We start from the raw sequence: 13,901 nt of genomic DNA on the forward strand, positions 1-13,901 counted from the left end.
AAAACCCGCGTTTTGGCCGGATTGTGCAAATGAACGATGACGACTTAGACCCCCGCACCCGGCGCGATCATGGCGGCGGCCTGGATGGGGCGATCAAACGCTTTGGCGGAACGCGGGCGGATTGGATAGATCTGTCCACCGGGATCAATCCCCACCCCTATGGCGTCGCGGGGTTACAGGCCTCTGACTGGATGGAACTGCCAGATCACGGCGCGTTTGAAAGGCTGACCGATGCCGCGCGTCGGTTCTGGTCTGTCCCAGCAGGTGCTGCGATTTTACCCGCGCCTGGTGCGTCAGCTATCATCGCACGCGTTCCAACCCTTGCCACGGCAGGCCGCGTGCAAATCAACACCCCAACCTATAATGAACATGCGGCCGCATTTGCCGCCCAAGGATGGAGCGTTCAGGATACTGGTCCTGCCGAGGCGCGTGTCATTGTGCACCCCAACAACCCGGATGGGCGGATCTGGCAGCAGGCAGACGCAAACGCGCCTTTGACAATCATTGATGAAAGCTTCTGCGACGTGTCACCCGATGCGTCGTTGATTCATCTGGCTGAGAAATCGGGTGTGGTCGTGTTGAAAAGCTTTGGCAAGTTCTGGGGCCTTGCCGGGATGCGGCTTGGGTTTGCTATTGGTCGGCCCGAGTTGATAGCGCGCCTCAATGATCTGACCGGGCCCTGGGCTGTTTCAGGGCCAGCTTTGCGGATTGGAACTGAAGCCCTGCTGGATACTATCTGGGCCGAGAAAACCCGAACGCAGCTGGCAAAGGATGCAGACCGCTTGGACGCCTTGCTGACGCGTCAAGGTGCGGCTCTGGTTGGCGGCACATCGCTTTTCCGTCTGTATCAGGTCGACAGCGCCACAGATTGGCAGACCCGGCTGGCCCGCGCCCATATTTGGAGCCGGGTCTTTCCGTACTCTGCGACCTACCTGCGCCTTGGCCTGCCCCCGACTGACGGGTGGCAGCGGCTGGAGGCCGCGCTTTGAGTGTGGCTCTGCTGCTGGTCTGCGCCATGTGTCTGGACGCCGCATTAGGGGAACCGGACTGGCTGTGGTCACGCCTGCGCCATCCCGCCGTTCTGATTGGCCAGGGGATCGGCTGGCTGGAAAAACGGCTCAATCACTCTGGGCAGCGGCGGATCAAAGGTGTTGTCGTTCTGATGCTGTTGGTTTTGGTGGCCTGCGCGCTCGGCCAGTTTCTGACCCTGTTCGGATCGCTGATCGAGATCATTGTCTGCGCCATCCTGCTGGCGCAGAAATCACTGGTCACCCATGTGCGGGATGTGGGCGACGGGCTGCGCGCGTCGTTGCCTGAAGGGCGCGCCATGGTTGCCCGGATCGTATCCCGCGATACAACCGATATGTCCGAGACGCAGGTTGCCCGGTCTGCGATCGAAAGCGCCGCCGAGAACCTGAGCGACGGTGTTGTTGCGCCTGCTTTCTGGTTTCTGATTGCTGGGCTGCCGGGTTTACTTGTGTACAAGGCCGTGAACACCGCCGACAGTATGATCGGCTATCGTACCGAGCGGTATCGCGAATTCGGCTGGGCCTCGGCTAGGGTAGACGATCTGCTGAACCTGATACCGGCCCGACTGACCTGCGTGATGATCGTCGCGCTGTCCGGTCAGTGGGGACGGTGGTCGGATATTCTGGGCGACGCGCGCAAGCATATCTCGCCCAATGCGGGCTGGCCCGAGGCGGCGATGGCCCGCGCGCTGAACGTCGCATTGGCCGGGCCCCGCAGCTATGACGGGCAGATGCGTGATCTGGCCTGGGTTAACGGCGACGCCCCGCGCAACATCGGCGCATACGAGGTTTTTCGCGCATGCGACATGTTATGGAAGGTCTGGGGGCTTGCACTTGCGCTCTTGTCGGTGTGGGTTGTGATCAACCTGGTTTTCTGAAGGACCCGCCTGCCCATGCGCCTTATCTCTGGCTTTGTTGCCGCCGCCCTGTTCGCCTCACCTGCCCTGTCCCAATGCGGCGGCGGCTTTAATCAGTTTGTCAAAGGGCTGAAATCCGAAGCGGTGCAACAGGGATACGACAAATCCAGCGTGAATACCTTTTTCAAAGGCGTTCAGCAGGATGGCAAAGTGCTGCAGGCGGATCGGGCGCAAGGGGTGTTCCAGAAACCCTTTATCGATTTCTCACGCCGACTGATCTCGCAAAACCGGATCGACCGGGGGCACTCCATGTCCCGCAAGTACGACGCGGTGTTTGACCAGATCGAATCGCAGTATGGAATTTCACGCGGTGTTTTGCTGGCTTTCTGGGCCTTTGAAACGGATTATGGCGCGTTTCAGGGCGACTTCAACACCCGCAACGCGCTGGTAACACTGGCGCATGACTGCCGCCGCCCCGAGCTGTTCCGCCCTCAGATCTTTGCCGCCGTGGAGTTGTTTGAGCAGGGCAATTTCGATCCCAACCGCACAACCGGCGCCTGGGCCGGAGAGATTGGCATGGTCCAAATGCTGCCGCGCGACATACTGGAAAATGGCGTCGATGGCGATGGCGACGGCACGGTGTCGCTGAAAACCTCAGCGCCGGATGCGTTGATGTCGGGGGCAAAGATGCTGTCGCATCTAGGGTGGCAACCCGGTCAGCCTTGGCTGCAGGAGGTGACGGTGCCTGCCAAGATGGATTGGTCTTTGTCCGGCCCCGGCAAACCGCGTTCGGTATCCGACTGGCAAGCGCTGGGGGTTTCGGCGCGCGACGGATCCCTGCCCAACCTGCCAGCTTCGCTAATCCTGCCGCAGGGCCACAAGGGACCGGCCTTTCTGGCCTACCCGAATTTCGATGTCTATTTCGAATGGAACCAGAGCTTCGTCTATGTTCTGACCGCAGCCTACTTCGGAACGCGGCTGGAAGGTGCGCAGGTCTATGATGCGGGCAACCCGGCGCAGGGCTTGTCCGGGGCGCAAATGAAGCAATTGCAGTCCAAGCTGCAAGGCCGGGGGTATGATGTGGGCAAGATCGACGGCATATTGGGTGCTGGTACACGGGCTGCGGTGCAGGCTGAGCAAGCCCGGCTGGGCCTGCCCGCCGATGCGTGGCCAACCGCAGAGCTTTTGAACCAGCTGTAACGGCTAGGCGACGTCCGCGCGGCAGTATTGCGCGTTTGGTTCAAACGGGTGCATTTTCAGGGAACTGCCGCGTGTTTCGATCGCTGTATTGGCCGGAATCTCGGTCCATTCACCGCTATTTGCATCCAGCGGCTCGGATGAAACGATGATGCCGTCATCGCAGGTCCTGTAGTGCAGGCTTGGCGCGAAACGGTCCGAGGCGTATCGGGCTGCAAACAGCCGGTCCCCATCCGACCAACACGCCGCGAACCGAAGATAGGGCAGCGTTCCCCGTTCTCGTGCCAGCGCTTCCACACGTTCGACCGCGCGTTCCATCGCTGCGAGCGGTTCACCATCCAGACCTTCACCGTGGGCAATCAGGAAAATCGCTTCGCTTTCTGTCGCCCCAAGCCGATGCCCGTACAGATCTGCAGGGATCATCCCATCCAATTCCTGGCGGATACGGTCATGGCCGCCGGCCTACCCGTTATGCATAAAGCTCCATTTTCCAACGCCAAAGGGATGGCAGTTGTTGCGCGACGTGGCCGTGCCCGTGGACGCGCGGACATGCGCCAGGAACAGATGCGACTGGGTGTGGTGTGTCAGCTGCTTGAGGTTGGCATCTGACCAAGCTGGGTTCGTATCCTTATAAAAACACGGCGTCGTGCGGTCAGAGTACCAAGCAAGACCAAACCCATCCGCGTTGATCGGCGTTTTTCCGATTAGGGCATTCCGGCTTTGAATGACAAGCGATTGCTCCTGGTTCATTACAAGTTCGTCCAGATAGCGTTTTGCGCCCACCCAAGCCAGAAATCGGCACATCAGCCTTACCCCACATGTTGTTTCAGGTTTGCAGCAATATGCCCGTCAAACGGGCGAAATAGTCACCAATTTTTGTCAGGATTTTTACATATTTCTATCGTTTGATAGCGCAAAAGGCCATTTTTTCGACTAATTACTCGGGCCGCACCGGAAAGCGCTCACCCTTTGCATTTATCAAGATCAAACGGTCGCTGCTGCGCACATATAGGTCACAACGATTGAACCCGTTGCGGTACTGGATGCAGACGCTGCCATCCTCGGCAATACTATAAGTTCCGAATGCAGATTCTCCACTGGCATAAGTGTAGGAATAGGCTCCACCCGCTGAAAACTTTGATTGACCATCGTCGTAGAATGTCAGTGTACGGCCTGCCAATCCGTCCAACTCTTGCGGGTTCAGCGGCATGTCACCGGGTTTGGTCAACCACTCGGCAGCCCCAAGCGGCGTGGCAACAAACATAGCGAGGATAAGCAATCGGATCATACCGCCACCCTAACCCGGTCTACGGCAAAACGGGCATAACGTTGCAGTGATCGATCAGGCGACCATCTGCTCGGCTTTCTTCAGGTCGACCGAGACCAACTGACTGACGCCCTGTTCCTGCATCGTCACACCGAACAAACGGTCCATCCGCGCCATCGTCACTGCGTGGTGGGTGATGATCAGAAAGCGCGTGTCCGTCTGGCGGCACATCTCATCCAACAGATCGCAGAAGCGGGTGACGTTGGCGTCATCCAGGGGCGCGTCGACCTCGTCCAGCACACAGATTGGCGCGGGGTTGGCGAGGAAGACGCCAAAGATCAGCGCCGTGGCCGTCAGGGTTTGTTCACCGCCTGACAGCAGGCTGAGGGTCGAGAGTTTCTTGCCCGGTGGCTGGCACATGATCTCAAGGCCCGCATCCAGCGGATCGTCGCTTTCGACCATGACCAGATTGGCCTCACCACCCCCGAACAGGTGCTTGAACAGCATGGCGAAGTTCGAGTTCACCTGCTCAAACGCCGTCAACAGACGCTCGCGGCCTTCGCGGTTGAGGCTGGCGATGCCGCTGCGCAGGGCTTTGATCGCCTCTTCCAGGTCAGCCTTTTCGCTGCTCAGGTTGTCGAATTCTTCCTGAACCTCTTTGGCATCTTCTTCCGCCCGCAAGTTCACCGCACCCATGGCATCACGCTGGCGTTTGTGGCGGTTCACTTCCGCTTCGAGCGCATCGGCGTCGGGCATCTGATCCGGGTTCACATCCAGTTGGTTCAGCAGTTGATTGGGTGTCAGTTGCTGGTCTTCCGCAATACGTTCGGCAGCGGCCACGACACTTTCCTTGGCGGCGTCACAGCGCGCTTCCGCCGCAGCCCGGGTTTCGCGCGCTTCCGAGGCCAGACGCTCAGCTTCTCGCTCGGCCAACACAACCTCGCGCTGCTGTGTTTCGGCCAGGGACAGCTTGTCGGCGGCCTCGGCGCGGCGGGCTTCAGCCGTTTCGATCAGCTCGTTCAACTCTTCGCGCGCTTCGGCGATTTCGCTGGGCGCGGCCATCGCCTCGGTCAGTTCCTCTTCGGAGCTTTCCTTGCGTTCGGCCAGTTCCGAAATGCGCTTTTCGGCCGTTTCCAACCGGTGCCGCCAGCCGCTGAGGTCTTTCGTCACCTCTTGATTCCGCCGGGTGCGGGCCTCGGCTTCGCGGCGCAGCTCATCATGGGTCGAGCGGTGGGTCAGCATCGTGATCCGCGCGGCCTCGACCGTTTGCTTTATGTCTTCAACCTGCGCGCGGGCGCTATCAAGATCGCCCAAGCCTGTCAGCGCGCCCTCGGCCTCGCGCAGTTGCGCACGGGCGGACATGGCGTCTTCCTTGTGGCGGTCCACGGCAAGGGTCAGGTTTTCGAGCTTGCCTTGTGCCAGATTGCGATCCGCTTCGGCCCGGCTGAGCGCGCGGGCCGTTTCGGCCATACGCTGATCAGCAGCCCTGCGCGCCTCGCGCGCGCGGCGGTCAGCTTCGGTGACTTCCGACAGTTGCTGCGACAGCGCCTCATGCGCGGCGCGGGCGCCACCGGCCTGTGCTTCGGTGCGGGTCAGTTCTTGTTTCAGCGCTTCGAGCTTGTTGAGCTGTTCCAGCCGCAGGGCAGCTGCACTTGGTGCATCCTCGGCCCAGGCGCGGAACCCGTCCCAACGCCACAGATCGCCGGACCGCGAGACCAGACGCTGTCCCGGCTTCAACGCGGCCTGCAATCGTGCGCCCTGATCCGCGTCGATCAGCCCGATCTGCGCGATCCGGCGGCTGAGGCGATCAGGACCCGAGACATGCAGGGCCAGGGGCTCCGCCCCGTCCGGCAGTGATTGGTCGGCGTCATAGCCGGCCATTTGAACCCAGCCAGACGGGCCATCACCTTCGACCAGCGGCGCGCGCAGATCGTCAGCGAGTGCCGCGCCCAGTGCCTTTTCATATCCGGGCGCCACACGCAGCATATCAAGCACCTGCCCACCCTCAGCAGTATCGCGTTCTACCAATTTCGCCAGCGCCGTGGTCTCGGCGCGGATCGCGCCCAACTCGCCTTCGGCCTCAGACCGTTGCGCCCGCGCCTCGGCTTCGCGGGCTTGCGTTTCGTTGCGCAATTCATCTGCGGCGGCCAGTGCTTCTTCGGCAGCTTCTGCTGCTTCGCGGGCTTCTTCTTCGCCATCTTGCGCGGTGTCAAACGCCTCGCTGGCGCGGGTCAACGCGCCGCGTGCCTCTTCCACCGCAGTCCGCGCCTTGACCTCTTCACCTTCCGAACGGTCCAGCGTCTTGCGACTGTCCTCGACCAGACGTTGCGCCGACTGGTGGCGCGCAACAAGGCGGGCTGTATCTTCGGTTTCCTGCGACAGATGATCTTCGCGTTCCTGCAGGATCGAGGCCGCCTCGCGTGCGACTTCTGCAGCTTCGGCCACTTTATCCTCGTGCCCTTCGGCCGCCTTGGCCAGTTCGCGCGCTTCCCATTCCAGCCGTTCGATCATCTCGCCCGCGTCGCGGTTCAGCCCGGTTTCACGTTCGATATCGTTGCCGAGCTGTTGAATACGATTGGTCAGTGTCTCGATCGTCTGACGCGCACGGGTCTCCTGATCAGACATCTGGTCGCGCTGCACCTGATGGCGTTGCAGGACGGCGGCGGCGATAGCCTCTTCTTCGCGCAGGGGCGGCAGGGCCTCTTCGATCTCAACCCGTTTGGCACCGGCAGCGCGGGCCTCAGCCTCGGCGCGCGAGGCTTCGGTGATCCGTTCGCGCAGCTTGTCTTCGGCCTGCTGGCGGGCCATATCGGCCTCCTTCCAGCGACGGTAAAGCAACATTCCCTCGGCCTGCCGCAGCTGCTCACCAATCTCACGGTAGCGCGCGGCCTGACGAGCCTGACGGGCGAGCTGCGCCAACTGCGTCCCCAACTGCTCCAACACGTCGTCAACCCGGGTCAGGTTGGATTCTGTGCCCTTCAGTTTCAGTTCCGCTTCGTGGCGTCGCTGATACAGACCTGAAATTCCCGCAGCTTCTTCCAGAATACGACGACGAGAGCGGGGTTTGGCATTGATCAACTCAGCAATGCGGTTCTGCCCGACCAACGCGGGCGAGTGCGCGCCCGTCGAGGCATCGGCAAACAACATCTGAACATCGCGGGCGCGGACGTCCTTGCCATTGGTCTTGTAGGCGCTGCCCACATCGCGGGTGATGCGGCGCACAATCTCAAGCTGGTCACTGTCGTTAAAACCTGAGGGGGCCAACCGTTCCGAGTTGTCCATGGTCAGGACAACCTCGGCAAAGTTGCGGGCCGGACGGGTGGCTGCGCCCGCAAAGATCACATCTTCCATCGCGCCGCCACGCATGGATTTGGGGCGATTTTCGCCCATGGCCCAGCGCAGAGCCTCCAGCAAGTTGGACTTGCCGCAGCCATTTGGGCCCACCACACCGGTCAACCCGTCCGCGATGATCAGATCGGTCGGGTCAACAAAGCTTTTGAAGCCGGTCAGTTTGAGTTTGCTAAAGCGCAAAGGCGGCGGATCCCATGATTCCTACGTCAAAGAAGTCTGCGCAAGGGATTGGGGTGAGTCAACGAAGATACGCAGGATATGGGATATTGAGCCGAGTTATCCACAACATCTTGGCGATATGAGCAGGAAAACGCGGTTCAATAAGGTGTGCATTCAAACACCTGGTACCCATCATTCTTGCCATCACCTTCGTAAAGGCCAAAGTCGATACATTCGTAGTTTGGTGTCGACACGGCCGTCAGCAATAACTGTTCCCCCGCCCTACGATCACAACCCAAGACCCCAACGGTCACCGCTGCGTCGCCTAGTACATCCAGTATCGGACAGCCCGACACCTGAGCCATCGCCAATGCCGCCCGGTCGCGAATTGGCCCGAGCCTCGGGGCGTACTGAGAGTTCACGCGCACCGCCTCAGCCAGTTCGCCGCGTACACGTATGTCGAACACGCTGCCGTTGACGGCCACGCGGGTTGCGGGCACGTCGTGGAAATGGGGCGTGCCCGCGGAACATGCGGTCAACAGCAGAGGGGCGAGAAACCGGATCATGCTGCAGCTTTGCGGCAATTTGGTTAACAGAACCTTTCCGGTTTTCTGGTTCCTACGGTCAGGTCCGCAACAGATCGCCCAGCCGGCGCACCCCTTCTCGAATCTTCTCCTCGTCGGAATTCGAAAAGCTCAGCCGAATGGTATTGGAGCCGCTTTGGTCGGGGTGGAACGCTCGACCGGGAACAAAGGCAACCTTGACCGTATCCAGCGCACGCGCCAGCAGATCAGCCCCGCTGATCCCTTTGGGCAAGGTCACCCAGACAAACATGCCGCCTTCGGGTTTGGTCCATTCCACGCCGTCCGGCATGTACTGTTCCAGGGCCGACAACATCGCATCCCTTCGGGATCGGTAGGCCGTCCGCAACATCGACACATGCGTGTCAAAGCAGGTCTGTGCCACCTGATGCACCGCCATCTGATTGATGGTAGCTGAATGCAGATCCGACGCTTGTTTCATCAAAACCAATTGCGAAATAACCGGCTTGGCGGCGACCACCCAGCCTACGCGCAACCCCGGTGACAGCGTTTTGGAAAAGCTGCCACAATAGATGGTCCTGCACGCCTCGATCGATCCCTTTCGGGACAGTTCCAATGCCAGAATAGGCGGGATCGGCGCGCCGTCATACCGAAGGGCCTGATAGGCACCATCCTCGATCACCGCACAGTTCAGGTCTTCGGCCAGATCGAGCACGGCTTCTCGCCCCCGCAAGTCGACGGTTTCACCTGTTGGGTTAGCAAAATCTGCCGAGAGATAGGCAAACTTGACAGCACCATCGCCGGCCGCCGCCGTGTATTCCGCAGCGCGCCGGTTGCCATTGATACTCAGTTGATCAAAGCGCGGTTCATACGCGTCAAACGCATTGATCGCGCCGAGATAGGTGGGCCAGCCCACCAAAGCGGTATCACCAGGCGACAAGAACAGCTTACCCAGATAGTCCAGCGCCTGCTGAGACCCCGACGTGATCAGCACATTGTCGATGCCACACTCCACACCAATCTGCCGCATATGATCCACCAGCCACTGACGCAAAGGGGCATACCCTTCGCTGACGGAGTACTGCAGGGCCTGGTCCTTGCTCTCGGATCCGAGCGCTGTCTGATAGGCTTTAGCGAACTCCTCCGCCGGAAAAAGCTTGGGGTCCGGGATCCCTCCGGCAAACGAAATGATGCCGGGTTGGTCGAGCAGTTTAAGCAGCTCGCGGATCTCCGACGCCTTCATCCGAGAGGTCCGGGTGGCATATAGTGGGTGCAGGGACATGAGGCTCCTCCGATCTCAATTCGGGGCAGCCTAGGCACGCGCACAATAAAGTCAACATTGCTGACCCAATGTTTCAATCGATGTGACCCGTCCTTCTTGAATACGGTCGGATTACGTGGTCATATGATTTGACCAATTTCGGAAATCACCATGCCTTTCCAAAAAGTTCAGACCGAAAAACTCTCTCTTGCCGTCGTCCGACAGATTGAACTGCTGATCCTGCGCGGTATTCTGAGACCAGGCGAACGTTTGCCTTCGGAACGAGAACTGGCCGAACGTATGGGGGTGTCGCGCCCGTCGCTGCGCGAAGCGATTTCAGACCTTCAGGATCAAGGGTTGCTGACTGCTAAGGCCGGGTCCGGGATTTATGTGGCCGAGGTTCTTGGATCGGCCTTTTCCCCGGCATTGATACAGTTGTTCAGCAACCATGACGAAGCAGTGTTCGACTATCTGTCGTTCCGCCGGGACATGGAAGGACTGGCCGCCGAGCGCGCCACGCGGCTTGGATCCGAGAGCGATCTTAAGGTTGTACAGACGATTTTCGACAAAATGGAAGCTGCGCATGACAGAAACGCCACCGAGGAAGAAGCCCATCTGGACGCCCAGTTTCACATGGCCATCATCGAGGCCAGCCATAATGTCGTGATGCTGCACATGATGCGGTCCATGTTCGATCTTTTGCAGAAGGGCGTGTTTTACAATCGCCAGATGATGTTCCAGCAACGCACGACGCGCGACGCCATTCTGGATCAGCACCGCGCGATCAACCACGCATTGCAAGACCGTGATCCAAAGGGCGCACGTGAAGCCGTCGAGCATCATCTCGGTTTTGTCGAAAGCTGTATGGCGGATCAGCAGAAAGCTGCACGGAACGAAGCGATTGCGCAGCAGCGTCTGGATCATGAAACCACACAGAGCTGATGAATTTAAGGCGCACCTCTGGGACACATCCGGTCTTTGCAGATCCAGATCCGGCTTGCGCAATTCGCTATCGCGGCTGGACCATTGACACAAAGAAAAACCCGAGGGCCATAGGCTCTCGGGTCTTTACTTAATCATTATGCAGCCGATTAGTGCAGCTTTTCACCGACATCCGCGATGGAATCGTCGATCAGCTTATTTGCCTGCGCGGCGGTCATTTGCTTGGCCAGCACAGCGTTGGCGGCAGAAACCGCAACGGTGATGGCCTGATCGCGAACTTCCTTGACGGCCGACGCTTCAGCCGAAGCGATCTGATCCTGTGCCGCAGCCAAACGGCGGGCAATGGATTGTTCCAGATCAACCTTGGCCTGTTCGGCAGCAAGCACTGCGTCTTCTTTTGCGGCTGCAACAATGGCGTCCGCCTGACCCTGAACTTCGCGCTGCTTACGCTCGTAAGAGGCCAGCAGGCTGCGGGCTTCTTCGTGCAGGGCGCGGGCTTCGTCCAGTTCGGACTTGATGCCTTCGGCACGGTTGTCCAGCGCACCGCCAATCATCCCCGGGACCTTGAAGTAGAACAGAACCGCGATGAAGACGATGAAGCCCAGCAGCACGACAAAGTCGGTGTTGCCCAGCGAGAAGAACGGGCCGCTCGCGGCCAGCGCAGGGCTGGCGGCACCAATGGTCAGGATAAGAGCAAGAGTGTTCCGCATGTCACTTATCCTTTCGTCTGCGCGTCAACGACACTGTCGATGGCTTTGGCATCTGCCTTGCCGCCCAGTGCAGTGACCAGTTCAGCTGCCGTGTCCTTGGCAACCACCTGAATGCTATCCAGCGCACTGGCCCGGATGTCGGCAATAGCCTTTTCCGATTCAGCCGTTTTGGCAGCAATTTCCAAATCTGCCTCGGCAATCGCATCATCCAGACCAGACTGGATTTCAGCGCGAGCTTCGGCAGCGATCCGCTGTGCCTCGGTACGGGCATCGGCCAACACCTTGTTGTAGGCCTCTTCAGCCTCAACAGCCTTGGCTTTCAGGTCTTCGGCTGCAGCCAGGTCGTTAGTAATGGTCCCCTGACGTTCCGCCAGGATTGCCGCGATGCGAGGCAGAGCCACGCGGGACAAGACCAGAAAGATGACGACCAGTGTGATAACCAGCCAGAAAATCTGGTTGGGGAACCAATCGAAGCAAAGCTGTGGCATCCCGATGGCAGAACCATAGGAGTCGACGCACGAGCCAGCTAGTTCTTCGGCAATGGGTTCAGTCGCCATGTTGTCCTCCGTCGGAACGTTGTCTTTACAACAGGTGGGCCGCTATGGCTTGGGCCCACCCGCGCGTAAGGATCAGGTTCCGCAGATTAGACGGCGAACATCAGCAGCAACGAGACCAGGAATGCAAAGATCCCCAGGGCTTCTGCGAATGCGATACCGATGAACAGGGTTGCGGTCTGCGAAGCAGCCGCCGACGGGTTGCGCAGGGCGCCGGCCAGGAAGTTGCCTGCTACGTTGCCCACCCCGATTGCGGCTGCGCCGGAACCGATTGCTGCCAGGCCTGCGCCGATGTGTGCGAGATCGCCTTCCATGATGTTTCTCCTTACGAATTGGAAGTTTCTATGTTTGGGTATCAGACCTTAGTGCGACGGATGCAGCGCATCTTTCAGATAAACACAGGTCAGAATGGTGAAGACGTAGGCCTGAATGAAGGCCACCAGGACCTCGAGGCCGTACATTGCGGTGATCGCCAGAACGGACACGGGCGAGATCACGGCGATTGCGGCGAAGCCTGCAAACACCTTGATAACCGCGTGGCCTGCCATGACGTTACCGGCAAGACGAATAGAGTGGCTGACGGGGCGTACGAAGTACGAGATCAGCTCGATGATGGCCAGAATGGGACGCAGCGCCAGCGGTGCGCTGGACACCCAGAACAGACCCAGGAACGCGGCGCCGTTCTTGACGAAACCCAAAATGGTCACGGTCAGGAACACGGCCAGCGCCAGCGGAATGGTCACGGCGAAATGCGATGTGGTGGTGAACGATGTCGGGATCAGACCCAGGAAGTTCGCGGTCACGATGAACATGAACAGGGTCATGACATAAGGGAAGTATTTGATGCCTTCTTTACCGCAGATGTCTTCGAGCATCTTGTAGATAAAACCATAGGCCAGTTCAGCCACCGACTGCATGCGAGACGGCACGATGGCACGTTTAGACGTACTGAGAACCAGCAGACCGACGACCGCCAGAACTGAAAAGAACAACCAAATTGTAACGTTGGTGATGGAATAGAACTGTAGATCCGTACCGCCGCCCAGAAAGTCAGGGATTTTGACGATGAACTGATCCATCGGGTGGAATACCAGGCTGCTGCCTTCTGCTGCGGTGGTCTCAGTCGCCACGTTCAATCCCTCTCGTCCTTATCGGTGGCCTCGGCCGCCGTTTGTTTCTCTTGAGCCTGTTGTGCGCTGCGGAGCATAACCTTCACCCCGGCGACCAGACCCAGCAATGTAAACAGCACCAGAAAGATCGGGAGCGTCCCGAGCAGGCTGTCGAGCCCGTATCCGATGCCAAATCCGATCCCCAGACCGGATACCATTTCAATGACCATCCGCCAGGCAAGCTCGCCCCCGGAAAAGTCGGCGTCTGCACGGGTCTCGGGCTTTTGGGCCTTTTTCGTCGCCGCGATCTTGGCCTCCAGCTGCGCCATACGCTGCTTTTGGTCATCATCGGTCACGGGCGTTTCCCTCGTACAGTCTTGGGCATGGTGCTAAGGGGCGCGGGGCACAGAGTCAACGCCAATGACTGCCACAATTGACGCAGTTCAACCTATTGATTTTAGGTGATTAAATCGACACCCAGCAAAGGCCACTCAGGCCAACAACACCCTGCCACGGCTACAAACGCGCAAAATCGTATATTCAACCAAATGGTTGACCAAACTCAGGCACTGTGGTTCAGCAAAAGCATGTCCAAAGATCTCGACACTGTATTTGCCGCCCTTGCCGATCCGACCCGACGCGCCATTCTTGCGATGCTGCTAGAGGATGATATGGCCGTGACCGATGTCGCCGAACCGTTCGATATCTCGCTGGCCGCAATCTCGAAACATCTGGTCATCCTGACCAAGGCCGGTCTGATTTCACAGGAAAAACGCGGACGTGTAAAATGGTGCAAGCTGGAACCCGACGCCTTGCGGGCTGCGTCTGTCTGGATGCAGGGGTTTGGTCAGTTCGAACCCGTCAATCTGGACGCGTTCGAACGGTTTCTGGAAGTTGAGCTTCCGGCTGCGGAAGACACTTAGG

The 13,901-nt window shown here is 59.2% G+C and carries 14 protein-coding genes and 1 pseudogene; 5 read left to right on the top strand and 10 right to left on the bottom strand.

Translation table 11 applies throughout. The features are described from left to right. The first annotated feature begins 29 nt into the window (after positions 1-29). Genes D9K61_RS17385 through D9K61_RS17395 form a run of 3 tightly spaced genes read left to right on the top strand, consistent with a single transcriptional unit; the run spans position 30 to position 3,085 of the window. On the top strand, positions 30-989 hold the full coding sequence (locus D9K61_RS17385) for a threonine-phosphate decarboxylase (RefSeq protein ID WP_120634441.1): 960 nt from the start codon (positions 30-32) through the stop codon (positions 987-989). After that, positions 986-1,906, top strand: coding sequence for an adenosylcobinamide-phosphate synthase CbiB (gene cbiB / locus D9K61_RS17390; RefSeq protein ID WP_120634530.1), 921 nt, complete (start codon positions 986-988; stop codon positions 1,904-1,906). The genes D9K61_RS17385 and cbiB overlap by 4 nt, the downstream gene beginning before the upstream one ends. A 15-nt stretch (positions 1,907-1,921) precedes the next feature. Further along, entirely contained in the window at positions 1,922-3,085 is a 1,164-nt protein-coding gene (locus D9K61_RS17395) for a lytic murein transglycosylase (protein ID WP_120634442.1), read from the top strand. A 3-nt stretch (positions 3,086-3,088) separates the two neighbouring features. On the opposite strand, the pseudogene D9K61_RS27920 reads toward D9K61_RS17395, so the two are convergent. The 5 genes and pseudogenes from D9K61_RS27920 to D9K61_RS17420 form a co-directional block, all read right to left on the bottom strand. Next, positions 3,089-3,886 (bottom strand): annotated as a pseudogene (locus D9K61_RS27920) (class II glutamine amidotransferase). Between the two features lie 133 nt (positions 3,887-4,019). Beyond that, positions 4,020-4,370 (bottom strand): hypothetical protein, encoded by a 351-nt coding sequence (locus D9K61_RS17405; protein ID WP_120634443.1) that lies wholly within the window; start codon positions 4,368-4,370, stop codon positions 4,020-4,022. A 54-nt stretch (positions 4,371-4,424) separates the two neighbouring features. Continuing rightward, positions 4,425-7,880, bottom strand: a complete 3,456-nt coding sequence (locus D9K61_RS17410) for a chromosome segregation SMC family protein (protein ID WP_120634444.1) — start codon at positions 7,878-7,880, stop codon at positions 4,425-4,427. Positions 7,881-8,017: 137 nt separating this feature from the next. Then, the gene (locus D9K61_RS17415; protein WP_120634445.1) at positions 8,018-8,425 is read right to left on the bottom strand and encodes a hypothetical protein; all 408 of its coding nucleotides are present in this window, start codon (positions 8,423-8,425) and stop codon (positions 8,018-8,020) included. A 58-nt stretch (positions 8,426-8,483) separates the two neighbouring features. Next, a complete protein-coding gene (locus D9K61_RS17420) occupies positions 8,484-9,683 on the bottom strand; it encodes a PLP-dependent aminotransferase family protein (protein ID WP_120634446.1) in 1,200 nt (399 codons plus the stop codon). 150 nt (positions 9,684-9,833) lie between these two features. Between D9K61_RS17420 and D9K61_RS17425 the strand changes: the two genes are divergently transcribed. Next, positions 9,834-10,604, top strand: a complete 771-nt coding sequence (locus tag D9K61_RS17425) for a FadR/GntR family transcriptional regulator (RefSeq protein WP_120634447.1) — start codon at positions 9,834-9,836, stop codon at positions 10,602-10,604. Positions 10,605-10,753: 149 nt separating this feature from the next. Here D9K61_RS17425 and D9K61_RS17430 read toward each other — a convergent pair whose 3' ends face one another. From D9K61_RS17430 to D9K61_RS17450, 5 genes are all read right to left on the bottom strand, one after another. Further along, the gene (locus tag D9K61_RS17430; RefSeq protein ID WP_120634448.1) at positions 10,754-11,314 is read right to left on the bottom strand and encodes a F0F1 ATP synthase subunit B; all 561 of its coding nucleotides are present in this window, start codon (positions 11,312-11,314) and stop codon (positions 10,754-10,756) included. Between the two features lie 5 nt (positions 11,315-11,319). Then, positions 11,320-11,871: a F0F1 ATP synthase subunit B' gene (locus D9K61_RS17435; RefSeq protein ID WP_120634449.1), complete on the bottom strand. Its 552-nt coding sequence runs from the start codon at positions 11,869-11,871 to the stop codon at positions 11,320-11,322. An 86-nt stretch (positions 11,872-11,957) separates the two neighbouring features. Beyond that, positions 11,958-12,182, bottom strand: a complete 225-nt coding sequence (locus tag D9K61_RS17440) for a F0F1 ATP synthase subunit C (protein WP_005981269.1) — start codon at positions 12,180-12,182, stop codon at positions 11,958-11,960. Between the two features lie 48 nt (positions 12,183-12,230). After that, the gene (locus D9K61_RS17445; RefSeq protein ID WP_120634450.1) at positions 12,231-12,998 is read right to left on the bottom strand and encodes a F0F1 ATP synthase subunit A; all 768 of its coding nucleotides are present in this window, start codon (positions 12,996-12,998) and stop codon (positions 12,231-12,233) included. Between the two features lie 2 nt (positions 12,999-13,000). Further along, entirely contained in the window at positions 13,001-13,333 is a 333-nt protein-coding gene (locus D9K61_RS17450; RefSeq protein WP_120634451.1) for an AtpZ/AtpI family protein, read from the bottom strand. 231 nt (positions 13,334-13,564) lie between these two features. Between D9K61_RS17450 and D9K61_RS17455 the strand changes: the two genes are divergently transcribed. Beyond that, complete coding sequence (locus tag D9K61_RS17455) at positions 13,565-13,900, top strand: helix-turn-helix transcriptional regulator (protein WP_120634531.1); 336 nt, start codon at positions 13,565-13,567, stop codon at positions 13,898-13,900. Position 13,901 lies beyond the last annotated feature (1 nt).

The sequence above is a fragment of the Ruegeria sp. EL01 genome, from assembly GCF_900313035.1.
Lineage (GTDB): Bacteria > Pseudomonadota > Alphaproteobacteria > Rhodobacterales > Rhodobacteraceae > Ruegeria.

Bases quoted from the DNA above. Each gene is read 5' to 3' on its own strand.
- D9K61_RS17420 (WP_120634446.1), bottom strand. From the start codon at position 9,683: ATGTCCCTGCACCCACTATATGCCACCCGGACCTCTCGGATGAAGGCG.
- D9K61_RS17455 (WP_120634531.1), top strand. From the start codon at position 13,565: ATGTCCAAAGATCTCGACACTGTATTTGCCGCCCTTGCCGATCCGACC.
- D9K61_RS17425 (WP_120634447.1), top strand. From the start codon at position 9,834: ATGCCTTTCCAAAAAGTTCAGACCGAAAAACTCTCTCTTGCCGTCGTC.
- D9K61_RS17440 (WP_005981269.1), bottom strand. From the start codon at position 12,182: ATGGAAGGCGATCTCGCACACATCGGCGCAGGCCTGGCAGCAATCGGT.
- D9K61_RS17430 (WP_120634448.1), bottom strand. From the start codon at position 11,314: ATGCGGAACACTCTTGCTCTTATCCTGACCATTGGTGCCGCCAGCCCT.
- D9K61_RS17415 (WP_120634445.1), bottom strand. From the start codon at position 8,425: ATGATCCGGTTTCTCGCCCCTCTGCTGTTGACCGCATGTTCCGCGGGC.
- D9K61_RS17405 (WP_120634443.1), bottom strand. From the start codon at position 4,370: ATGATCCGATTGCTTATCCTCGCTATGTTTGTTGCCACGCCGCTTGGG.
- D9K61_RS17435 (WP_120634449.1), bottom strand. From the start codon at position 11,871: ATGGCGACTGAACCCATTGCCGAAGAACTAGCTGGCTCGTGCGTCGAC.
- D9K61_RS17395 (WP_120634442.1), top strand. From the start codon at position 1,922: ATGCGCCTTATCTCTGGCTTTGTTGCCGCCGCCCTGTTCGCCTCACCT.
- D9K61_RS17385 (WP_120634441.1), top strand. From the start codon at position 30: ATGAACGATGACGACTTAGACCCCCGCACCCGGCGCGATCATGGCGGC.